This is a genomic window from Skermanella sp. TT6 (genome assembly GCF_016653635.2).
In the GTDB taxonomy this organism is placed as follows: Bacteria; Pseudomonadota; Alphaproteobacteria; order Azospirillales; family Azospirillaceae; genus Skermanella; species Skermanella cutis.
Window position 1 is genome coordinate 4,688,084 of sequence record NZ_CP067420.1, and the last position, 20,412, is coordinate 4,708,495.

Below are 20,412 nucleotides of genomic sequence, written 5' to 3' on the forward strand. Positions count from 1 at the left end.
ACATCCCTGTCCGCCCTCGGCATCGTCATTCCCACGCTGAACGCCGGAGGGCCCGGCGGCCTGGTCCGGACGCTGGAAGCGATCGGCCCGGCCGCGGCGGCGGCGGGATGGCCGATCCTGGTGTCCGACGGAGGCTCGACGGACGGCACTCCCGGCACGGCCCTGCGGCACGGCGCGCGGATGATCCGGGCGCCGCGCGGGCGGGGCTCCCAGTTGGCAGCCGGCGCGGCGGCGCTGCTGGCGGACGGAACGGCGGAATGGCTGTTCTTCCTCCATGCCGACAGCGTGCCCGACCCGTCCTGGGCGGACGAAGCCGCGCGCTTCACGGCGGCGGCGGAGAACCGTGCCCGCGCCGGCTACGGGCGATTCGCGCTGGACGACGGCGCGGCGCCGGCCCGCCGGATCGAGCGGCTGGTCGGCTGGCGGTGCCGCCGCCTCGGCCTGCCCTACGGCGACCAGGGCCTGCTGGTCCACCGCGACCTGTACCGGGCGGCCGGCGGCTTTCCCGCCATCCCCCTGATGGAGGATGTCGCCCTCGTGCGCCGGATCGGCCGGCGCCGGCTGGTCCCCCTTCCCTTCGCCGTCACCACCTCGGCGGAGCGCTACCGGCGCGGCGGCTATGTCCTTCGGCCGCTGCGCAACCTCGGCTGCCTCGCGCTCTATCTGGCCGGCCTGCCGCCAAGCGCCGTCCGCCGGCTTTACGGGTGAGCCCGCGATGACCCTCGGTCCCGCCCCGACGGCGCGGCACCTCGTGGTGTTCGCGCGGGAGGCCCGCCTCGGGCGCGGCAAGCGGCGCCTGGCCGCCCATGTCGGTCCGGTCGCGGCCGTGCATTTCCAGCGCACCGCCCTCGCCGCCCTGCTGCGCCGGCTCGCCCGGGATCCCCGCTGGACCGTCTGGCTGGCCTTGACGCCCGACCGCGCCCGGCTGCCGCCGGGGCTGCCGAAGCGGGTACGCCCGCTCCCGCAGGGCGGCGGCGGGCTGGGCGACCGGATGCGCCGTCCCATGCGCCGGCCGCCGGTCGGCCTGCCCCCGGGCCCGGTGGTGGTGATCGGGAGCGACATCCCGGCGATCCGGCCGGACCATGCCGCCGCCGCTTTCCGTGCCCTGGGGAACCACGCCTTCGTGTTCGGGCCGGCGGCGGACGGCGGCTACTGGCTGGTCGGCGCGCGCCGCCGGCCGGCCGAGCCGCGCGACGTCTTCGCGGGCGTCCGCTGGTCCGGCGCGCATGCCCTGTCCGATACGCTCGCCAACCTGCGCCCCGGCGAGGCGGGAGCGCCGCTGGCCCTGCTGGAGGATGTCGACGATCCGGCGGCCTGGCGCCGCTGGAGGCGCGGCGGGGAAGCCGGGCGTTCACGCCGATGTGAAGGTTCGGGCCCTATCGCGGTCTCCCCGGACCGGCCATACTGTTTCACATGATTTCGACGCCCCTGCTCCAGGCCCTGCACCGGCGGCTGATCCGCCTGTCCGGATTCGGGGATGTCCGTCCCGAGGACCTGACGCCCCTGCCGACCACCGGGCTGGCGCACGACCATGTGCGCGTGGCCGGCCACGGCGTCCTGCTCAGGGTGCCCAGGCAGAGCCAGCTCGGCCTGTCCGCGGCATCCAACCTGACCTACCAGGCGGCCTGCTTCGAACGGGCGGGCCCGGGCGGCCACGTGCCGGGCCTGCACGCCGTGATGCTGCCGGAGGCGACGGTGCCGATGGGCGCGCTGGTGGTCGACGAGATCGTCGGCCGGCCCCCTGTCCTGCCGGCCGACCTGCCCGCGATCGTCCGCGCCCTGGCGTCGATCCACGGACTTCCGGTGCCGCCTCCGGCTGCCCGCCGCCCCCTGCGGGACCAGGTCGACCCGGTCGGCGCCACGCTGCGCGAGGTGACGGCACAGGCGCGGCATCTCGACGCCGCCGGCCTCCACCCCGAGGCCCGGGCCGCCGTGGAGGAGGAACTCGCCTGGGCCGGGACCTTCGCGCGCCGGAGCGGAAGGCCCCCGGTCACCCTGATCTCGTTCGACGCCCATCCCGGCAACTTCCTGATCGCCGGTTCCGGTACGGCCGTCCTGGTCGACCTGGAGAAGGCGCGCTACGGCGCCGCCGGGTTCGACCTGGCGCATGCCACGCTCTACACCTCGACCACCTGGGACGTCTCCTGCCACGCCGTCCTGGGCACCGCCGACATCGCCGCCGCCTACGGGCTGTGGCTGGATCAGGTGGAGGCCACCCTCGCGGAGTCCTGCCGTCCCTGGCTGCTGCCGCTGCGGCGGGTGATGTGGCTGTGGTCGGTGACCTGGTGCGCCAAGTGGCGGGTCGAGTCGCGGGCCGCGGCCAAGGACGCCAAGGATCGGGCCGAGAGCGCCGAGGACTGGTCGGCCGACCTCAGCGACGCGGCCCTGGTGGACCATGTCGCCGGCCGGGTGGCCGATTACCTGGACCCGGTCACCATCGCGGCCGTCCGGTCGGAGTGGCTGACCGCCAATCCCCTGACCGACCTGCTCCCGCTCCCGGGCTGAGCCCCCAACAGGAGATCCAAGAGCCGTGCCATCGCCGCTTCGCCTCCCCCCGCTCGCCGCCGCCGTCCTGGCGGCGGGGCTTCTTCTGGGTGCCGTGCCGGCAGCCGCCCAGGCGCCGACGTCCCCGACATCCGGCTGGGACGCGACCCTGGCGGCCGCGCGCGGCAAGACCGTGTTCTGGAACGCCTGGGCGGGCGATCCCCGGATCAACGACTATATCGGCTGGGTCGGCGGCCGGGTGCGCGAACGCTTCGGCATCGACCTGCGCCACGTCAAGGTGACCGACACCGCCGACGTCGTGTCCCGCGTGCTGGCCGAGAAGGCGGCCGGCAAGGACCGGGGCGGCTCGGTAGACCTGGTCTGGATCAACGGCGAGAACTTCGCGGCCATGAAGGAGAACGGGCTGCTGTACGGCCCCTTCGTGGACCGGCTGCCCAACGCCGCCCTGATCGACACGGTGGGCAAGCCGACCACCACCGTCGACTTCACGATCCCGACCGAGGGGCTGGAGGCGCCCTGGGGCATGGCCCAATTCGTCTTCGTCCATGAGTCCGAAGAGGTCGCCGATCCGCCGCGCAGCGCCGCCGCCCTGCTCGACTGGACGGAGCGGAACCCCGGCCGCTTCACCTATCCGAGCCCGCCGGACTTCATCGGCAGCACCTTCCTGAAGCAGATGCTGGTGGAGGTGACCCCCGACCCGGCGCGGCTCCAGCGGCCGGCCGACGACGGCGATTTCGACCGGGTGACCGAGCCGCTCTGGTCGTTCCTGGACCGGCTGCACCCCAACCTGGCGCGGGGCGGCCGGACCTTCCCGGCGACCGGCCCGGCGCTGAAGCAGATGCTGGCCGACGGCGAGGTCGCCATGGCCTTGAGCTTCCATCCCGGCGAGGCGTCCCGCGACATCGCCGGCGGCCTGCTGCCGCCCTCGGTCCGGACCTTCGTGCTGGAGCGCGGGACGATCGGCAACACCCATTTCGTGGCGATCCCCTACAACGCGAACGCGCCGGAGGCCGCCATGGTGGTCGCCGATTTCCTGCTGTCGCCGGAAGCCCAGATCCGCAAGCAGGATCCCGCCGTGTGGGGCGACTTCACGGTGCTGGACCCGGACCGGCTGGATCCGGAGGACCGCCGGCGATTCGACGCCCTGCCCCGGGGCGTGGCGACCCTGTCGGACGGGGAGCTGGGCACGCCGCAACTCGAACCGCACCCCTCGTGGATGGTGCGGATCGAGCGGCAATGGACGAAGCGGTACGGGAGCTGACGCTCCCGGACTCCGACCTTCCCGGCCTCAGCCCTTGAGCGCCGCGACGCCCGGCAGGTCCTTGCCTTCCAGCCATTCCAGGAAGGCGCCGCCGGCGGCCGAGACATAGGTGAAGGCATCCTCGACGCCGGCCGCGGCCAGGGCAGCCACGGTGTCGCCGCCGCCGGCCACGCTCAGCACCCGCCCGGCCTTGGTCAGCGCCGCGACGCTGCCGGCCACGGCATTGGTCCCGGCGTCGAACGGACGGGTCTCGAACGCGCCCAGGGGGCCGTTCCAGACCACCGTGCGGCAGCCCTGCAGCTTCAGGGTCACGTACTCGACCGTGGCCGGGCCGACGTCCAGGATCATGGAATCGGCGGGCACCTGGTCGATCGCCACCACCTGGCTCTCGGCGCCGGCCTTGAACTCCTTCGCGACGATGGCGTCGCGCGGCAGCAGGATCTCGCACCCGGCCTGCTCGGCGATCGCCATGATCTCGCGCGCCTGCTCGGCCATGTCCTTCTCGCACAGGGAGGCGCCGACCGCGGTGCCGCGGGCATAGAGGAAGGTGTTGGCCATGCCGCCGCCCAGCGCCAGCAGGTTGACCCGGCGCACCAGGTTGCCCAGCAGGTCCAGCTTGGTGGAGATCTTGGCGCCGCCGACCACGGCGGCGACCGGACGCTCGGGGTTCTCCAGCGCCAGGGACAGGGCCTTCAGCTCGGCCTCCATCAGGCGGCCTGCGGCATTGGGCAGCAGGCGGGCCAGCGCCTCGGTCGAGGCGTGGGCGCGGTGGGCCGCGGAGAAGGCGTCGTTGACGTAGATGTCGCCCAGCTCGGCGAGCTGCTTCGCGAAGCCGGGATCGTTCTTCTCCTCCTCCGGATGGAAGCGGAGGTTCTCCATCACGATGATCGACCCGCCATGGAGCTTGGCGAGGGCCTCCTTGGCCTGCGGCCCGACGCAGTCCGGCGCGAAGGCGACCTTCTGGCCGACCGCCTTGGACACCGCGTCGACCACGGGCTGCAGCGAGTATTTCGGGTCGGGGCCGCCCTTGGGCCGGCCGAAGTGGGAGAGCACGACCACCTTGGCGCCGGCCTTCGACAGCTCCGTCAGGGTCGGAGCCAGCCGGTCGATGCGCGTCGTGTCCGACACCGCGCCGTCCTTCATCGGGACGTTCAGGTCGGCCCGGACCAGGACGGTCTTGCCATCGAACTGGTAGTCATCAAGGGTTTTGAAGCCGCTCATCGGTTCCGTCCCATTCCTCATGGATAGTGCGCGCCCAGTGGATCGCCAAAGGTGTCGCAGGATGACTTCGTGGCATTTTCATGATGCCTGTCGCCGCGGGGGGAACCAACCACAACCGGCCCGGCAAATCAATCTCCCGCGGCCGCAAGGGGCGGCGACTATGTCAGGCTACCCGTATCGAAATGGGCGCCGCCCCGGCCCGTCCGCTCCCCGCTTGACTTGGCGTCCCGGAAACCCAGCATAGCTTTCCTATGATCGCCAATGGTGACGGAGCTTCGACCATGATCGGACCGGCAGGACGCGCGGCCTACGCCCTCAGCCAGACCGCCCGCATCTCGTGGTTCTTCGGGCAGTATCTCCTCGCGGCCAGGCTGAACGGTCGGGTCGTGCCCAGGGACCGGCTGCCCAGGGATCTGAAGACGCCGGACAGGGCGGCCATCCTGGCCGACATCAGGGAGCTGATGCGCCGCGACTTCGCCAACATCGACGCCGGCTACTACCGCATGCCCCACGACATGGTGGAGCCGCCGCGCAAGGTGCTGCGCGACGCGGTGCGCTTCTTCCAGGACCTGCCGGAGGTGCGGCGCCGGCGGCGCGACCGGATCGCCACCGAGGTGTTCGAGGAGCGGCGGGCGGAAGGGTCGAAGCTGCCGCGCTACTATCTTCAGAACTTCCATTACCAGACCGACGGCTACCTCAGCGACCACTCGGCCGAACTGTACGATCATCAGGTGGAGGTGCTGTTCGGCGGCGCGGCGGACGCGATGCGCCGGCAGGCGCTGGTGCCCCTCCGCCTCCACTTCCGCGAGCGCAGGGTTTCCGAGTGCAGGCTCCTGGACGTGGCCTGCGGCACGGGCCGCTTCCTGACCTTCGTGAAGGACAACTACCCCAGGCTGGACGTCACCGCGCTGGACCTGAGCCCGAACTACCTGCGCCAGGCCCGGCGGCTGCTCAGCCCCTGGTCGCGCACCCGGTTCGTCCAGGCCGCGGCCGAGGGCATACCGGCCCCGGACGAAAGCTTCGACGCGGTCACCTGCATCTACCTGTTCCACGAACTGCCCCGCAAGGTGCGGGCCGCCGCCGCGGCCGAGATGGCCCGGGTGCTGAAGCGGGACGGCATCCTGGTCTTCGTCGAGACCCTTCAGAAAGGCGACCGGCCCGACTATGACGGCCTGCTGGACCTGTTCCCGCTGGCCTTCTACGAACCCTACTACGACGACTATGTCCGCCAGGACATCGGCTCCCTGTTCTCGGAAGCCGGTCTCGAAATCGTCGAAACGACTCTGGCGTTCATGTCCAAGGTGGTGGTATTGCGCAAACGGTGAAAGCGGCGGCGGCGGACCGGCGACACCAGCATTCCGCCATCGTCGTCTGGACGGCGGAAGCGGTTTTATTACCGTTTTATGACAGTAATATTACATATTGTTTGTATATGGCCTGTCTCCTATAAAGTTTGCCAATGTTTTCAGTTTCATGACAAATCTCGGGGGCTGACATTGGCCCCGGGTTGAGAGACACGAAAGAATGGCAAGCCAGGAGATCGAGCTGAAGCTGCGGGTCGAGCCGCAGCATCTGCCCCGCTTCCGCAATTCCCCGGCACTGGCCGGATCGGCGGGCCGTCCGGCCGCCAAGAACCTCGAGAGCGTCTACTACGACACCGAGGACCTGCGCCTGCGCGGCCGCGACGTGACGCTGCGGGTACGCAAGCAGGGACGCAGCTTCGTCCAGACCATCAAGGCCGCCAACGAGCATGCCGGCGGCGTGTTCAGCCGGGGCGAATGGGAATGCGCGGTGCCGACCGCGGAACCCGACCTCGCCGCCGTGACGGACGAGGAGCCGTTGCGCCTGCTCGGCCCGATCACCCAGGCCGACCTGCGGCCGGTCTTCGCCAGCCACGTCAAGCGGCAGGTCCGGATGCTGAACGGCGCCGCGGGCCGCGGCCCCGAGACCGTGATCGAGGTCGCCATCGACCAGGGCGAGATCCGGACGTCCGGCGGGGAGGTCATGCCCCTGGCGGAGCTGGAGCTTGAGCTGAAGGGCGGCGACCCCCAGGCCCTGTTCGACCTGGCGCTGGAGTTGTCGGCCGTGGCGCCGCTGCGGATCGAGACCCGCACCAAGGCGGAGCGCGGCTACGCCCTGGCCGCGGGCGAGGCCGAATCGGCGGTGAAGGCCCGGAAGCTGCTGCTGACCCCGGACCATACCGCCGAGCAGGCGCTGGCCTCGATCATGCGCAACTGCCTGAGCCACGTGGTGCTGAACGAGGCGTCGGCGCTCAAGGGCGCCGACCCCGAGGGCGTCCACCAGATGCGGGTGGCGCTGCGGCGCCTGCGCTCCGCCCTGGGGCTGTTCCGCAGCCTGGTGCCGGCGGACCAGTACGGCTGGCTGGCCGCCGAGGTGAAGTGGCTGGCCGGCGAGCTCGGCAACGCGCGGGACTGGGACGTCTTCCTGGCCGACCTGCTGGCCCCGGTCGAAGGCGCGCTGGACGAGGAATCCGCCCGGGGCGGCCCCCTGACCGCGCTGCGGGAAGCCGCCCTGGCGAGCCGGGAGCGGGCCTATGAACGCGCGCGGGCGGCCATCCTGTCGACCCGCTACACCACCCTGCTGCTCAAGCTGGGAAGCTGGCTGGAGGCGCGCTCCTGGCGCCAGCAGCCGCTGTCGGAGGAGGCGGCCCGGCTGTTCGCCCCGGTCACCGACCTCGCCGACGGGCTGCTCGCCAAGCGGCACAAGCAGGCGCGCCGGCGCGGCGCCGGCTTCGCCCACCTGCGCGCCGAGCAGCGGCACGAGCTGCGCATCTCCCTGAAGAAGCTGCGCTACGCCGCGGAGTTCTTCCGGTCGCTCTACGGCGACAAGGCCACGGCGAAGTATCTTCGCCGGCTGGCAGCCCTGCAGGACGACCTGGGCCACCTGAACGACGTCGCCACCGCGGAGGCCCTGATGGGGCGGCTGGCGGCCGATCAGGTCGGCGGCCCCGGCCTGTGGCGCATCGGCGGCGGCATGGTGATCGGCTGGCACGCCCGCGGCGTCGCGCAGATCGAGCCGAGGCTGGTCCAGGACTGGGAGAATTTCGCCGCGGCGAAGCCTTTCTGGTCGAAGGCTTCCAACGGCTAGGGTAGGATCGCCGCCACCATGCTCACAGTCCTCGTCGCCAACATAAAGGGCGGTTGCGGCAAGACCACGATCGCAACCCATCTGGCGGCCGCCTTCGCGACGGCCGGCCAGAACACCCTGCTGGCGGACGTGGACCGTCAGAAATCCAGCCTGGGCTGGGTGGACCGCCGTCCGGCCGACGCGGCCCCCCTGACCGGGCTGGACTGGAGCAAGGACCTGGCCACGCCGCCCAAGGGCTCCGGACGGCTGGTGATCGACGCGCCGGCCGCGCTCAAGACCAGGCAGATCGAGGAACTGGTCAAGCTGGCCGACGTGATCGTGCTGCCGGTGCTGCCCAGCGCCTTCGACGAGCAGGCGACCCGGCGCTTCCTGGACAAGCTGGAAGAGCTGAAGCCGATCGCGAAGAACAAGAAGGCGGTGGCGGTGGTCGGCAACCGCCTGCGCGCCCGGACCAAGTCGGCCGACCGGCTGGACGAGTTCCTGGACGGCGTCGGCCACAAGGTCGTGACCCGGATCCGCGACACCCAGCTCTATCCCGACACCGCCGCCACGGGTCTCAGCCTGTTCGACCTCAAGGGCAAGCGCGTCGGCGACTACCGCGCCGACTGGGAACCGCTGCTCAGCTACATTGCGCTGGTGGGATAGCCGGGAACGCCGGCCTCACGGTTCGGCATAGCCGACGGGGCGCACCGTCAGGTCGAAACCCGCCGGGTCGCGGGTGAAGAACAGGCCGCCCCGGCGCTCGGAACTGGCGGGCAGGAAATCCAGGCGCAGCTCGCTCTCCTCGACGGTCCCCCGGGGGTCCGCCAGCCGCCCCCGGATCAGCACTTCGGCCGCGGCCTCTCCCCCTTCGTTGCGGGCCAGGACGGCGACCCGCCAGCCGTTGTTCTGGCGCTGGATCTCCTCGACCTCGACCCGCACGTCCGGCGGCCGGTCGCCCTGGACGATCCCGGACCAGGCCAGGAACGCCATGGTGCCCGCCACCAGCAGGAGGCCGATGCCTCCCAGCAGCCATTCCAGCGCGGGTGTCCGCGGCTTCTCCGCCATGCCGGCCCCCCTCACAGGATCAGCCGCGCGGCGGCGGCGCCGATGGCGGCCGGGAACCCGAGGACGAGCACGGTCTTCACCAGTTCCTCCAAGCCCAGGCCGTCGGTGCGGCCGAAGGTCCACAGCACGTACAGGCTGATCAGCAGCGACAGCACGTAGGCCACGGCGGTCAGCCGCACGAACTCCCGCGCCGCCGACCCTTCGCGCGGTTCCGCGGTCCCGCGGAATCCGACGGCGTAGACGAAGCCGTGCATCATCAGGAGCGAGCCGGCGACCAGCGCGATCGCGTGCCATTCCGTCATCATGAGGGCGATCAGGACGATCTCGTCCGTGGGCGCCACGTTGAACGCCATGAACATCGCTCCCACGCCCGCCAGGAACAGCTCGCCGCCATAGGTGTCGCGCCGGCTCTCCTCCTCTCCCCCGGCGTCGCGCTGCCCCAGCTGGCTGCGCGCGAGCATGGCGCCGATGGCGCCGGGAATGGCCTGGAGCACGATCTTGCCGGCGATCTCGTCGGCCGACATGCCGGTCTCCAGCACCGCCAGCACCAGCAGGATCGCGGCGGACGCGACGAATCCGACCGCGAGCGCCGCGAAGGCGTCCAGGACGAAGTCCCGGGGACCGGCGCCCTTCTCGAATCCGGCGTAATAGGCGAGGACGGAGAGCAGCGGGACGGTCAGCGCCAGGAACAGGATCAGGCGCGACCTCGGCATGTAGAAGCCGAGCCACCACATCTCCATGGTCATCATGAGCGGCAGGGAAAAGATGATCGCCCCGCCGAACGCACGCCCCGTCGCGACGGCGTACTCGCGGTTGATCTTCCACTCCATCGCATCGGTCATCGATCCCCCGCGCATGTTCCCCTCCCCGGGAAGACGTTTCATGGCCGCCGGTTCCCGCCATACGGATTGGGTAGTCCAAAATTACTGGACGGGTTCCAGCAAACTCGACGGCGGGACGGCTCCGGATCGCTGCCGGCATGCTCGTGAGCCGACAGGAACCCGCCGGCTGCGCGCCTTTCATAACTCTTTCGAAAGTGGCACGGAGCTTGCTGATAGGGAAAGCATCGGCGGACGGCGATGGTGCCGACGGCGAAATGGAACAGACCTTCGATCAGCGGAGAAAATCATGAGCACCAATGTCGGCGTTGAGCAGAGCGGCAAGTCGGGCGGCGACGCGTTCGGTCACTCCACCTCGGGTTCCATGGGCGTCGGCGGTGCCGGCCTGGGCTCCGCCTCGGCCTTCGGCGGCTACGGCAACGGCTCGAGCTCGGGCACCGCGTCGGGCTTCGGCGGCGATGCCGGCTCCACCTCGGCCGCCGCGGGCGCCCTGGGCGGCGACGTCAGCGACAACACTTCGATCGGCTCCATCACGATCAACTCTTGATCGCTGACGGGCCCTTCGGGTCAGGAAAAAGGCGCGGCGCCCCTTGGGCGCCGCGCCTTTCCGTTTTCGACGTCAGCTCTCAGTTCTCGTGTGCCGCGGTATCGCCCGGTCCCCGGGGGCGCGCGCCGGCCTGGTCGAAGGCCCGGCGGATCGAGAAGAAGATCACGCCGACGGCCACCACGAAAACGACCAGCCCCATGTAATAGAACGTGTGATCCGCTGCGCGCGACGCCACGAACAGCCCGATCAGGCCGATCACGCCGACGATGCCGTTGGTCACCCATGTGCCGATCTTGTCCACCGTACTCTCCTCCGTTCCGCAAGGCGGCTCACCGCCACCGTCGATGATTCCGCATCTCTAATAGGGAAACGGCGCGATCGTCGCAATCGATCCTTAGATCCTGGAGCTGTACCCGATCAAGTCGGTCCGCCCGAGACAGCTGATCCGGTTCGTTGCGCCATGGGCGCAACTACGATCGTCGGCCCGCATCAGCTCCGCCCTGCATCGAGCCGTAGGTTGCGCCCATGGCGCAACACAGTGCGGCGAATGGACCGGCCGGCTGCGAGGAGCGGAGCGGTTCAACCTGATCGGGCACATCTCTAGGACGACGGGCTGCCGGCCATCGGGAGTTCCAGCACGAAGCAGGTGCCGCGGGAATCGCTTCCGGCCAGGCGGATGTCACCGCCATGGGCGCGGGCGACCTCGCGCGCGATCGCCAGGCCCAGGCCCGTGCCGCCGGCGCGGGCGGAGCCGGCGAAGGGCTGGAACAGGTTCTCCCGGGCGCGGGGCGCCAGGCCCGGCCCGTTGTCGCTGACCGTCAATGCTAGCCGCCCGTCGTCGCCCGCCGGCGGCGCCGCCGCGACCGTGACCTCGGTGGCGCCGGCCTCCAGCGCGTTCCGGGCCAGGTTGGCCAGCGCGCGGGAAAGCTGCTCGCGGTCGGCCTGGACCCTCAGCTCCCGCGGCACGCGGTTGACCAGGGCGACGCCGGCCCCGGCGGCCGGCGCCAGCTCGGCCCCGACCTCCTCGACCATTTCGGCCAGCGGCACGGCCGCGCGCCTGAGCGGCAGCGTGCCGTCGCGCGAATAGGCCAGGGTCTGGCTGCACAGCTCGACCGCCCGGTCGATCGCCTGCATCAGGCGCGGCGTGACCCGGCGGACCTCCGGATCCTCGCTGACCGCCAGCCGTTCGGAGACCAGGGCGGCGGTGGACAGGATGTTGCGGAGGTCGTGGTTGATCTTCGTGACCGCCGTGCCGAGCGCCGCCAGCCGCTCCCTCTGGCGCAGCGCCGCGCGCAGGCTCGCCTGCATGTCGATCAGTTCGCGCTGGGCCATGCCGATCTCGTCGGCCCGGCCGGTCGGCGGCAGGGTCGCCGACAGGTCCTCGGGATCGCGGCGGAAGGCCATCATGCTGGCGGTGATCCGCTGCATCGGCCGGACCATCAGGCCGTTCAGGCTGAGGAACACCAGGCCGGCGGTGATCAGGGAGATCAGCACCGACAGGGCCAGGATGCGCTCGGCGAAGTCGATCATCTCGGCGCGGAGCGGCGCCTCGTCCAGGATCAGCTCGACTTCGGCCCTGCCGTCCTTCGGGGAGGCGCCGAAGACCCGGATCACCCTGTCCTCCCGGCGGACCAGCAGGGCCACGGCGTCCACGATCATGTCGAACCACATGGCGCGCCGCAGGTCGTAGGCCTGGGCAACCGGCGGCGTGGGCGTCGTGCTCAGCATGTAGATGCGTTCGTCCGGCAGTTCGAGATCGACCGAATAGGCGCCGACATGGGCGAGCAGCTTGGTCTCCAGCTCCTCGGTGACCATCTGGTCGGGCGCCGCCTCGATCGTCAGGGCCGCGAGATGGCCGGCCGCCATGCGCTGCTCCAGCCAGGTCTGCCGGAAGCGGGCGACCGACGGCGCGAAGATCAGCACCTCCGCCAGCATGACGAACAGGATGGTCATGACCAGCAGCTTGGCCGACAGGCTGGTGGCGAACTTGCGAAGGATCATGGCCGGCGGCGTATCCGTTCCGTTGGGGACGGACACCTTATACTTAAAAAGCCGGCTTGTTGAACCCGTGGGGCGGAAAGTTTCAGCCGAACCGGCCGAGGAAGCGGACCAGGCCGCGGGTCCGGCCGCTGAACAGCTTGGGCGTGTAGAAGCTGCCCGCCGCCCGCTTCCCCGCCTCCCCCAGGGTCGGGTACGGCGCGATCATGGACGCGACGGCGCCGATCTTGAGCTTCTGCGAGATCGCCAGGCACCAGACCTGGATCAGCTCGCCGGCATGCGCCCCCACGATGGAGGCGCCGAGGATCCGGCCGTTGGGCAGGGTCAGGACCTTGACCTTGCCCTCGGTGTCCCGCTCGGCCTGGGCGCGGTCGTTCTCCTCGAAACCCCAGGTCAGCACGCGCACGTCGCCATGGGATTGGCGCGCCTGCGCCTCGGTCATGCCGACATGGGCCAGCTCCGGCTCGGTGTAGGTGACCCAGGGCAGCGCCGAGTAGTCCACCTTGGCGGGCAGCCGGAACAGCGCGTTCCGGATCACGATCCCGGCATGGTAGCCGGCGATATGGGTGAACTGCGGCCCGCCCGCCACGTCGCCGACGGCATGGACCCGGCGGTTGGTGGTGCGCAGCCGGGCGTCGGTCTTCACCCCCCGGGGCGTGTACTCGATCCCGGCCAGCTCGAGCCCCAGGCCGTCCACGTTGGCCTGCCGCCCGGCGGCCACCAGCAGGTCGGAACCCTCGATCCGGCCGCCGTCGGCCAGCACGACGGCGATGCCGTTGCCGTGGCGCTGGACGCGGGCGATCTCCGCCCCCTCGCGCAGATCGACCCCCTCGGCCCTGATCCGGTCGCGCACCACGGCGACCAGGTCGGGATCGTCCTTGGGCAGGATCGTGTCCTTCTGGAGCACGGTGACCCGGACGCCCAGCCGGCGGTGGGCCTGGGCCATTTCCATCCCGATCGGCCCGCCGCCGATCACGATCAGGTGGTCGGGCGCCGCCTTGCGCTCGAAGATCGTCTCGTTGGTCAGGTACGGAACCCCGTCCAGGCCGGGGATCGGCGGCGTCGCCGCGCGCGATCCCGTCGCCAGCACGAAGCGGCGGGCACGGACCGTGGTGCCGCCGGCCTCCACCGCGTCCGGGCCGGTGAAGCGGGCCTCGGCCCGGATCACCCGAACCCCCAATCCCTCGAACCGCTGCACGGAATCGTTGGGCGCTATGGCGGCGATCACGCCGTGGACATGGTCGTGGACCCGTGCGAAGTCGATCTCCGGCTCGTGGCCGTTCACCCCGAAACGGCCGGCATGGCGGACCGCGTCGGCCGCCCGCGCTGCGGCCAGAAGCGACTTGGACGGCACGCAGCCATAGTTGAGGCAGTCCCCGCCCATGGCGCCGCGCTCGATAAGGACCGTGGAGGCGCCCATCTGGACCGCGCCGGCCGCGACCGAAAGCCCGCCGGATCCGGCGCCGATCACGCATATGTCCGTCCTGACCTCAGCCATGGGCGCTATTCCCCTTGAACTTCTTGTAGATGACAGGCACCAGCGCCAGCAGCGAGAGCCCGGCGATCGGCAGCAGGATCTCCGGATCGAGGATGATCGACAGGTCCGGCGTTCCGCCCGCGTCGAACACGGCTCCCACGCCGTTGCCGACCGAGGCGTAGACGAAGCTGCCGGGAATGATCCCGAGGAAGGTGCCGAGCGCGTAGGTGCCGAGCGGCACGCCCAGGAACGCCGGCACCAGGTTGACCAGCCAGAACGGGAACAGCGGCACCAGCCGGAGGACCAGCAGGTAGCTGAGCGCGTTCTCGCGGAACCCCGCTTCAAGCCTTTCCATCCACGGCCCGGCCCGGCGGCGCAGCCCGCTGCCCAGGGCGGTCCGCGCGGCGAGGAACACGCCGATCGCGCCGAGCGTGGCGCCGGTGACCACGTAGACGCCGCCCGCCAGGGTACCGAACAGGAACCCGCCCGCGATGGTCAGCACCGCGGCGCCCGGGATCGAGAAGGCCACCGCCGCCGCATATGCCCCGATGAAGGCCAGGGGCGCCACCAGGGGATGGCGCGCGACCAGGTCGAGCAGGGTTTCCCGGTGCTCCCCGAGGGTCGAGAAGTTCAGGTACCGGTGGAGCCCGAGGGCGAAGAAGGCGACCAATCCCGCGGCCAGCACCGCCAGCGGCAGGAAGCGCCTCAGGTTGGAAGGCTCGGACATCGGTTCGGCGGCGGCCATGGGCGTCTTCCTCTCCATCGGCGGGGTGCTTCCGAGAGTTATCATCGGGCGATGCTCACCGGCCAGTCACCTTGCCGTGAGGCCGCCCGTGAGGTTGATCCGCGAGGTTGCCCCGAGAGGTTGCCCCGAGAGGATGGGGCACCGGGACGGTTGATCTTGTGATGACACACGGCACCGGGGATCAACGTCATGGCCGAGGGAAAGAGCCGCAGGCACGCCGAAATCGTCGAGAGCGGCGACATCTACTTCCTGTACCGCCCCAAGGTCCGTGCCGAGGGCGAACCGGAGGAGGGCGCCGGCGGGATCGCGGACGTGGAACGCTTCCATATCGTCCTCCGCCCCGACGGGGCGTCGCGGTTCCGGCTGATGACCGTCGGCCGCAAGCGGCTGCCGGACGTGGAGGACCACGAGCGCAACTGGGGCTTCGTCGATCTGGTCGCGCGGAGCGCGAAGGAGATCACGTCCGGGCTGGACGAGCAGCGCCACCGGACGAAGACCCGGGGCGAGCGCGTACGTCCCGCCGCACGCCCGGCCGGCGAAGGGGTGTACGTCCTGGCCAGGACCGGCCATTCCCTGCATCTGGCCTATGCCCTGGAGCTTCCGGAGAAGCCCGGCCCGGTCCAGCGGGAGCTGAACATCCTCCCCGAGGGCAGCTTCGCGCTCTCGGTCAAGAACCCGGAGAAGGGCTCGCCGGCCGGTGCCGGGCTGGACGGGGAGCGGGAGGCGGACTATCCCGAGAAGCTCCAGGAGGAATTCCGCGGCCGCCGCTTCGCGGCCGAGGATACGCGCCTGCTCGACCATGCCGGGGCCGAGTTCATCCTGATCGGTGCCGGGCGGGACGTGAAGCGCGATCTCGGCGTCGCGCTGGACCCGGAGGACGAGTCCGAAGGATCGGCCGACATCTTCACCCGGCTCCGCCTCGCCAAGGGCAGGCATCCGATCGAGCCGCTCCTGACCGGCAAGTGGCGGTGACGAACTTGGATTGACTCGCGCGGTCCCTGCCCCTATACACCGTCCTTCGTTTTTCCAGTCACCAGTTTGAACGGAGTGTGTGTCGTGAAACGCACGTACCAGCCGAGTAAGATCGTGCGCAAGCGCCGGCACGGTTTTCGCGCCCGTATGGCCACCGTGGGTGGTCGCCGGGTTCTGTCCGCCCGCCGGTCCAAGGGCCGCAAGCGCCTCAGCGCTTAAGCCCGATGCCGCCCGAGGGGAGCGCGCCCGGGCTCGGGCGCCTCAAGCGGCGGCCGGAATTTCTCGCTGTAGCCGGGGCACGCCGCAAATGGGTCGCTCCCGGCCTGATCCTGCAAGCCCGCCGCCATGACGACCGCCAGCACTCCGGTGCCGGCGAAGCGTCCGTGCGCGTGGGCTTTACGGCCAGCAAGAAGGTCGGCAACGCCGTGGCCCGCAACCGGGCGAAACGGCGCCTCCGCGCGCTCGCGGCGGAGATCCTGGCCGAGCACGGCGCGCCCGACACGGATTTCGTGCTGATCGCCCGCGGCGAGACGCTGGTCCGTCCATGGGGCGACCTGCGCCAGGACCTGACGACCTGCCTCAAGCGCCTGAAGGCGTGGCGCGCGCAACGTGGGACGGACCGATGCGGGACCGGACGATGAGCGTCGGCACGACGGATGCCGGCCCCGCGGGCAGGAGCCCGGCGGCATGGCTGTTGCGCGCGCTGGTCAGGGTTTACCAGTGGACCCTGGCCCCGGTTCTGGGCAACAACTGCCGTTTCGAACCAAGCTGTTCCAACTACGCGCTGGAAGCGCTATCTAAGCATGGCGCGGTCCGCGGCGGCCTGATGGCCGCCTGGCGCATCCTGCGGTGCAACCCGTGGGGCGGAGCAGGCTGGGACCCGGTGCCGGATGCTGGAAACGCCAGCGCCCGTCAGGCCGATACCGGGCAGGCCACCGAACACGAGACTCATAACAGATGCGACCACGGCAGGGACTGACCAGGACCCATGACTGACCAGCGCAACCTCCTCGTGGCGATCCTGCTGTCGATCGTCATCCTGCTCGGATTTCAGTACTTCTACGAAATCCCGCGCATGGAACAGCGCAAGGCGGAACTGGCGCAGCAGCGCGCGGAAGAGCAGGCCCGCCTGCCCGCCCCGACCACTCCGGACGGCATCACCGCCGACGGATCGCCGGTTCCGATCCCCGGGGCTCCGGCCGCGGGCGCTCCGCAGGACCGCTCCCAGGTGGTGGCGACCGGGCAGCGGGTCCGGATCGACACGCCGCGCCTGCACGGCACCATCTCGACCGTCGGCGCGCGGATCGACGACCTGACGCTGGCCGACTACCACGTCACGCCCGACCGCAGCAGCCCGGAGATCGTGCTGCTCTCCCCCGCGGGGACCAGCCAGCCCTACTACGCCGAGTTCGGCTGGGTGCCGGCCGCCGGGACCAACCAGCCGGTGCCGAACGCCTCGACCCAGTGGACCGCGCCGGCCGATCCGCTGACGCCCGACCGCCCGGTCACCCTGACCTGGGACAACGGCCAGGGGCTGGTGTTCGAGAAGACCTTCGCGGTCGACCAGAACTACATGTTCACGGTGACCCAGCGGGTGCGCAACAACACCGGCGCGCCGGTCTCCCTGGTTCCTTACGGGCTGGTGTCGCGCCACGGCACGCCGCCGACCCTGGGTTACTACATCCTGCACGAGGGTCCGCTGGGCGTCTTCAACGGCACCCTGCGCGAATACAAGTACGGCGACGTCAAGGAAGACGGCAACATCCAGTACGACACCACCGGCGGCTGGATGGGCATCACCGACAAATACTGGCTGGTGTCGCTGATCCCGGACCAGGGCGGCCAGTTCAGGTCCCAGTTGCGCCACACCTCGGCGAACGGCCAGGACCGCTACCAGGTGGACTACACCGGCCAGCCGGTCACGATCGCCGCGGGCGAGAGCACCGAGACGACCAACCGCCTGTTCGCCGGCGCCAAGCAGGTCAGGCTGCTGGACGCCTACGCGGAGCAGTACGGCATCAAGAACTTCGACCTGGCGATCGACTTCGGCTGGTTCTACTTCCTGACCAAGCCGTTCTTCTACGCGCTGGATTTCTTCGGCACGCTGTTCGGCAATTTCGGCGTGGCGATCCTGGTGTTCACCGTCTGCGTCAAGGCGGTCTTCTTCCCTCTGGCCAACAAGTCCTACAAGGCCATGAGCAAGATGAAGGCCTTGCAGCCGGAGATGACGAAGATCCGCGAGCGCTTCGGCGACGACCGCCAGCGGATGAGCCAGGAGATGATGGCGCTGTACAAGCGCGAGAAGGCCAATCCGGTCAGCGGCTGCCTGCCGATCCTGATCCAGATCCCGGTGTTCTTCGCGCTCTACAAGGTGCTGTTCGTCACCATCGAGATGCGGCACGCGCCGTTCTTCGGCTGGATCAAGGACCTGTCGGCCCCCGATCCGACCACCATCTTCAATCTGTTCGGCCTGTTCCCCTGGGACCCGCCGAGCCTGCTGCACCTGGGCGTCTGGCCGATCATCATGGGCATCACGATGTACCTGCAGCAGAAGCTGAACCCGGCCCCGCCGGACCCCGTGCAGGCGAAGGTGTTCATGGCCCTGCCCTTCGTGTTCACCTTCATGCTGGCCAGCTTCCCGGCCGGACTGGTGATCTACTGGGCCTGGAACAACAGCCTGTCGATCCTGCAGCAATGGATCATCATGCGCCGCATGGGCGTCAAGGTGACCTGACGCGGGAACCCCGCTCCGACAGCGCCGCCCCGGGCAACCGCGGGCGGCGTTCGTCGTTGAGAGACATGGGCCCAGAGCCAGAGAGCAGAAGGAACGCGACCGCCATGACCGGCCCGATCATCCCGACCCTGATGCCCGAGCAGACCGAGTCCGGCCTGGAGGAAGGCCGGCTGCTGTTCGCCAGGGAGTGCAACTTCATCTGGGGCGCCGCGGACGAGGCCAACCTGCCGGAGGCCACCCTGCCGGAGATCGCCTTCGCCGGCCGGTCCAACGTCGGCAAGTCGAGCCTGGTGAACGCCCTGACCGGCCGCAAGACGCTGGCCCGCACGTCCAACACGCCGGGGCGCACGCAGCAGCTCAATTTCTTCGACCTGGGCGGCAGGATGATCCTGGTCGACCTGCCGGGCTACGGCTATGCCAAGGAGTCCAAGACCAAGGTCGCCGCCTGGACCGGGCTGGTGAAGAACTATCTGAAGGGCCGCGTCACGCTCCGCCGGATCTGCCTGCTGATCGACGGCCGCCATGGGCTGAAGCCGAACGACGTCGAGATCATGGACATGCTCGACAAGGCCGCGGTGCCCTACCAGGTCGTTCTGACCAAGATGGACAAGGTGAAGAAGGCGGAGCAGGCCGCCGTCGTGGAGAAGACCGTCGCCGGCCTGAGGAAGCACCCCGCCGCCCATCCCGAGGTGGCCTCGACCAGTTCCGAGGAAGGCACAGGCATCCCGGAGCTGCGCGCCAGCCTGGCGACCCTGGCGCTGCCGGCCTGACCGGCTCCGTCCGGTTCCGGCCGCGGGGATGCGGAATCACGGCAGTGTTGCGGCCGAATCACTTGCAACGGGAAAGCGGTCTGTCGCAAAACCGCAGCTAGCAGGCACCCCCCCATTGGCTTAGAGTCCCGCGCCATGAGCGAACCGACCGTCCCCCCCGCCCCGCCGCAGCTGTCCCGCGAGGAATGGCTGAACAAGGCCAGGACCCTGTCCGAGGCCCTTCCCTACATGCGCCGCTATTCCGGCCGCACCTTCGTGATCAAGTACGGCGGCCACGCGATGGGCGACGAGTCGCTCGGCGAGATGTTCGCCCGCGACGTCGTGCTGCTGAAGCAGGTCGGCATCAACCCCGTGGTGGTCCACGGCGGCGGACCGCAGATCGGCGCCATGCTGGAGCGGCTGAAGATCAAGAGCTCCTTCGTCGACGGCCTGCGCGTCACCGACAAGGAAACGGTCGAGATCGTCGAGATGGTCCTGTCCGGCTCGATCAACAAGCAGATCGTCACCGCGATCAACAACCAGGGCGGCAAGGCCGTGGGCCTGTCGGGCAAGGACGGCCACCTGATCAGCGCCCGCAAGCTGCGCCGGACACAGCGGGACACCGACAGCAACATAGAGAAGATCCTGGACCTGGGCTTCGTCGGCGAGCCGTACCAGGTCAACCCGCAGATCCTGGAGACCTTCGAGAAGTCGGACGTGATCCCGGTGATCGCGCCGATCGGCCTGGGCCGCAACGGCGAGACCTACAACATCAACGCCGACACGGCGGCCGGCGCCATCGCCGCCGCGCTCGGCGCCACCCGCCTGTTCCTGCTGACCGACGTGGTCGGCGTGCTGGACAAGCAGAAGAACCTGATCCCCAGCATGATGCTGGAGGACGCCCGGCGCTACATGACCGACGGCACCATCACCGGCGGCATGATCCCGAAGATCGAGACCTGCATTTCCGCGGTGGAACAGGGCGTCGACGCCTCGGTCATCCTGGACGGCCGCGTGCCCCACGCCCTGCTGCTGGAGATCTTCACCGAAGGCGGCGCCGGAACGATGATCGGGCGGGACTGAGGGGCCGACCGGCCGCCGAAGGGGGAACCCGGTTCCCCCTTCCCTCTCATGATCGATGCGCGACCGCTGACCGATGATGGAACCCCCTGTCGGTGGCTGAGTAGGTTGCGCCCATGGCGCAACGCA

Annotated in this window: 22 protein-coding genes; 15 read left to right on the plus strand and 7 right to left on the minus strand. The window is 70.0% G+C overall.

The features are described 5' to 3' along the window. Positions 1 to 27: 27 nt before the first annotated feature. Genes IGS68_RS21920 through IGS68_RS21935 form a run of 4 tightly spaced genes read left to right on the plus strand, consistent with a single transcriptional unit; the run spans position 28 to position 3,766 of the window. Positions 28 to 708 (plus strand): glycosyltransferase, encoded by a 681-nt coding sequence (locus tag IGS68_RS21920; protein WP_256445784.1) that lies wholly within the window; start codon positions 28 to 30, stop codon positions 706 to 708. Between the two features lie 7 nt (positions 709 to 715). Next, on the plus strand, positions 716 to 1,417 hold the full coding sequence (locus tag IGS68_RS21925; protein ID WP_201073855.1) for a TIGR04282 family arsenosugar biosynthesis glycosyltransferase: 702 nt from the start codon (positions 716 to 718) through the stop codon (positions 1,415 to 1,417). After that, the gene (locus IGS68_RS21930; RefSeq protein ID WP_201073857.1) at positions 1,414 to 2,505 is read left to right on the plus strand and encodes a phosphotransferase family protein; all 1,092 of its coding nucleotides are present in this window, start codon (positions 1,414 to 1,416) and stop codon (positions 2,503 to 2,505) included. The genes IGS68_RS21925 and IGS68_RS21930 overlap by 4 nt, the downstream gene beginning before the upstream one ends. A gap of 25 nt (positions 2,506 to 2,530) precedes the next feature. Beyond that, complete coding sequence (locus tag IGS68_RS21935; RefSeq protein ID WP_247881020.1) at positions 2,531 to 3,766, plus strand: ABC transporter substrate-binding protein; 1,236 nt, start codon at positions 2,531 to 2,533, stop codon at positions 3,764 to 3,766. Between the two features lie 27 nt (positions 3,767 to 3,793). On the opposite strand, the gene IGS68_RS21940 is transcribed toward IGS68_RS21935, so the two are convergent. After that, the gene (locus IGS68_RS21940) at positions 3,794 to 4,987 is read right to left on the minus strand and encodes a phosphoglycerate kinase (RefSeq protein ID WP_201073859.1); all 1,194 of its coding nucleotides are present in this window, start codon (positions 4,985 to 4,987) and stop codon (positions 3,794 to 3,796) included. Between the two features lie 281 nt (positions 4,988 to 5,268). Here IGS68_RS21940 and IGS68_RS21945 point away from each other — a divergent pair, with 281 nt between their 5' ends. From IGS68_RS21945 to IGS68_RS21955, 3 genes are all read left to right on the plus strand, one after another. Further along, entirely contained in the window at positions 5,269 to 6,312 is a 1,044-nt protein-coding gene (locus IGS68_RS21945) for a class I SAM-dependent methyltransferase (RefSeq protein ID WP_201073861.1), read from the plus strand. Positions 6,313 to 6,511: 199 nt separating this feature from the next. Then, complete coding sequence (locus IGS68_RS21950) at positions 6,512 to 8,095, plus strand: CYTH and CHAD domain-containing protein (protein WP_201073863.1); 1,584 nt, start codon at positions 6,512 to 6,514, stop codon at positions 8,093 to 8,095. Between the two features lie 18 nt (positions 8,096 to 8,113). Then, positions 8,114 to 8,740: a ParA family protein gene (locus tag IGS68_RS21955; protein WP_201073866.1), complete on the plus strand. Its 627-nt coding sequence runs from the start codon at positions 8,114 to 8,116 to the stop codon at positions 8,738 to 8,740. A 15-nt stretch (positions 8,741 to 8,755) separates the two neighbouring features. Here IGS68_RS21955 and IGS68_RS21960 read toward each other — a convergent pair whose 3' ends face one another. Then, positions 8,756 to 9,142 (minus strand): hypothetical protein, encoded by a 387-nt coding sequence (locus IGS68_RS21960; RefSeq protein WP_201073868.1) that lies wholly within the window; start codon positions 9,140 to 9,142, stop codon positions 8,756 to 8,758. 11 nt (positions 9,143 to 9,153) lie between these two features. After that, positions 9,154 to 10,026: a TIGR02587 family membrane protein gene (locus tag IGS68_RS21965; RefSeq protein WP_247881021.1), complete on the minus strand. Its 873-nt coding sequence runs from the start codon at positions 10,024 to 10,026 to the stop codon at positions 9,154 to 9,156. Between the two features lie 244 nt (positions 10,027 to 10,270). On the opposite strand from IGS68_RS21965, the gene IGS68_RS21970 reads away from it, so the two are divergent. Beyond that, complete coding sequence (locus IGS68_RS21970; protein WP_201073870.1) at positions 10,271 to 10,528, plus strand: hypothetical protein; 258 nt, start codon at positions 10,271 to 10,273, stop codon at positions 10,526 to 10,528. 79 nt (positions 10,529 to 10,607) lie between these two features. Here the strand turns inward: IGS68_RS21970 and IGS68_RS21975 are convergent, their stop codons facing one another. The 4 genes from IGS68_RS21975 to IGS68_RS21990 all read right to left on the minus strand — a co-directional run bounded on the left by IGS68_RS21975 (position 10,608) and on the right by IGS68_RS21990 (position 14,748). Next, entirely contained in the window at positions 10,608 to 10,829 is a 222-nt protein-coding gene (locus IGS68_RS21975; RefSeq protein ID WP_201073873.1) for a hypothetical protein, read from the minus strand. A 299-nt stretch (positions 10,830 to 11,128) separates the two neighbouring features. Next, on the minus strand, positions 11,129 to 12,529 hold the full coding sequence (locus IGS68_RS21980; protein WP_201073875.1) for a sensor histidine kinase: 1,401 nt from the start codon (positions 12,527 to 12,529) through the stop codon (positions 11,129 to 11,131). 82 nt (positions 12,530 to 12,611) lie between these two features. Next, positions 12,612 to 14,024 (minus strand): dihydrolipoyl dehydrogenase family protein, encoded by a 1,413-nt coding sequence (locus tag IGS68_RS21985; RefSeq protein WP_201073876.1) that lies wholly within the window; start codon positions 14,022 to 14,024, stop codon positions 12,612 to 12,614. Continuing rightward, positions 14,017 to 14,748 carry a TVP38/TMEM64 family protein gene (locus tag IGS68_RS21990; RefSeq protein WP_201073878.1) on the minus strand — a complete coding sequence of 244 codons (732 nt, stop codon included), beginning with the start codon at positions 14,746 to 14,748 and terminating at the stop codon, positions 14,017 to 14,019. The genes IGS68_RS21985 and IGS68_RS21990 overlap by 8 nt, the downstream gene beginning before the upstream one ends. Positions 14,749 to 14,937: 189 nt before the next feature. Here IGS68_RS21990 and IGS68_RS21995 point away from each other — a divergent pair, with 189 nt between their 5' ends. The 7 genes from IGS68_RS21995 (at position 14,938) to argB (ending at position 20,286) form a co-directional block, all read left to right on the plus strand. Further along, complete coding sequence (locus IGS68_RS21995) at positions 14,938 to 15,720, plus strand: hypothetical protein (protein ID WP_201073880.1); 783 nt, start codon at positions 14,938 to 14,940, stop codon at positions 15,718 to 15,720. 84 nt (positions 15,721 to 15,804) lie between these two features. Further along, complete coding sequence (gene rpmH, locus IGS68_RS22000) at positions 15,805 to 15,939, plus strand: 50S ribosomal protein L34 (protein ID WP_201073882.1); 135 nt, start codon at positions 15,805 to 15,807, stop codon at positions 15,937 to 15,939. Between the two features lie 5 nt (positions 15,940 to 15,944). Then, positions 15,945 to 16,361 carry a ribonuclease P protein component gene (rnpA, locus tag IGS68_RS22005; RefSeq protein WP_201073884.1) on the plus strand — a complete coding sequence of 139 codons (417 nt, stop codon included), beginning with the start codon at positions 15,945 to 15,947 and terminating at the stop codon, positions 16,359 to 16,361. Beyond that, complete coding sequence (gene yidD / locus IGS68_RS22010; RefSeq protein WP_201073886.1) at positions 16,358 to 16,699, plus strand: membrane protein insertion efficiency factor YidD; 342 nt, start codon at positions 16,358 to 16,360, stop codon at positions 16,697 to 16,699. The genes rnpA and yidD overlap by 4 nt, the downstream gene beginning before the upstream one ends. A gap of 9 nt (positions 16,700 to 16,708) precedes the next feature. Then, on the plus strand, positions 16,709 to 18,454 hold the full coding sequence (gene yidC, locus IGS68_RS22015) for a membrane protein insertase YidC (RefSeq protein ID WP_201073888.1): 1,746 nt from the start codon (positions 16,709 to 16,711) through the stop codon (positions 18,452 to 18,454). A gap of 104 nt (positions 18,455 to 18,558) precedes the next feature. Next, the gene (gene yihA, locus IGS68_RS22020) at positions 18,559 to 19,224 is read left to right on the plus strand and encodes a ribosome biogenesis GTP-binding protein YihA/YsxC (protein ID WP_201073890.1); all 666 of its coding nucleotides are present in this window, start codon (positions 18,559 to 18,561) and stop codon (positions 19,222 to 19,224) included. 135 nt (positions 19,225 to 19,359) lie between these two features. Continuing rightward, a complete protein-coding gene (gene argB / locus IGS68_RS22025; RefSeq protein ID WP_201073892.1) occupies positions 19,360 to 20,286 on the plus strand; it encodes an acetylglutamate kinase in 927 nt (308 codons plus the stop codon). Positions 20,287 to 20,412 lie beyond the last annotated feature (126 nt).

Excerpts from the sequence above, each read along its gene's own strand:
- IGS68_RS21925 (WP_201073855.1), top strand. The coding sequence starts at position 716 with ATGACCCTCGGTCCCGCCCCGACGGCGCGGCACCTCGTGGTGTTCGCG.
- IGS68_RS21930 (WP_201073857.1), top strand. The coding sequence starts at position 1,414 with ATGATTTCGACGCCCCTGCTCCAGGCCCTGCACCGGCGGCTGATCCGC.
- IGS68_RS21940 (WP_201073859.1), bottom strand. The coding sequence starts at position 4,987 with ATGAGCGGCTTCAAAACCCTTGATGACTACCAGTTCGATGGCAAGACC.
- IGS68_RS21945 (WP_201073861.1), top strand. The coding sequence starts at position 5,269 with ATGATCGGACCGGCAGGACGCGCGGCCTACGCCCTCAGCCAGACCGCC.
- IGS68_RS21950 (WP_201073863.1), top strand. The coding sequence starts at position 6,512 with ATGGCAAGCCAGGAGATCGAGCTGAAGCTGCGGGTCGAGCCGCAGCAT.
- IGS68_RS21955 (WP_201073866.1), top strand. The coding sequence starts at position 8,114 with ATGCTCACAGTCCTCGTCGCCAACATAAAGGGCGGTTGCGGCAAGACC.
- IGS68_RS21960 (WP_201073868.1), bottom strand. The coding sequence starts at position 9,142 with ATGGCGGAGAAGCCGCGGACACCCGCGCTGGAATGGCTGCTGGGAGGC.
- IGS68_RS21965 (WP_247881021.1), bottom strand. The coding sequence starts at position 10,026 with ATGAAACGTCTTCCCGGGGAGGGGAACATGCGCGGGGGATCGATGACC.
- IGS68_RS21970 (WP_201073870.1), top strand. The coding sequence starts at position 10,271 with ATGAGCACCAATGTCGGCGTTGAGCAGAGCGGCAAGTCGGGCGGCGAC.
- IGS68_RS21980 (WP_201073875.1), bottom strand. The coding sequence starts at position 12,529 with ATGATCCTTCGCAAGTTCGCCACCAGCCTGTCGGCCAAGCTGCTGGTC.
- IGS68_RS21985 (WP_201073876.1), bottom strand. The coding sequence starts at position 14,024 with ATGGCTGAGGTCAGGACGGACATATGCGTGATCGGCGCCGGATCCGGC.
- IGS68_RS21990 (WP_201073878.1), bottom strand. The coding sequence starts at position 14,748 with ATGGCCGCCGCCGAACCGATGTCCGAGCCTTCCAACCTGAGGCGCTTC.
- IGS68_RS21995 (WP_201073880.1), top strand. The coding sequence starts at position 14,938 with ATGGCCGAGGGAAAGAGCCGCAGGCACGCCGAAATCGTCGAGAGCGGC.
- rnpA (WP_201073884.1), top strand. The coding sequence starts at position 15,945 with ATGCCGCCCGAGGGGAGCGCGCCCGGGCTCGGGCGCCTCAAGCGGCGG.
- yidD (WP_201073886.1), top strand. The coding sequence starts at position 16,358 with ATGAGCGTCGGCACGACGGATGCCGGCCCCGCGGGCAGGAGCCCGGCG.
- yidC (WP_201073888.1), top strand. The coding sequence starts at position 16,709 with ATGACTGACCAGCGCAACCTCCTCGTGGCGATCCTGCTGTCGATCGTC.
- yihA (WP_201073890.1), top strand. The coding sequence starts at position 18,559 with ATGACCGGCCCGATCATCCCGACCCTGATGCCCGAGCAGACCGAGTCC.
- argB (WP_201073892.1), top strand. The coding sequence starts at position 19,360 with ATGAGCGAACCGACCGTCCCCCCCGCCCCGCCGCAGCTGTCCCGCGAG.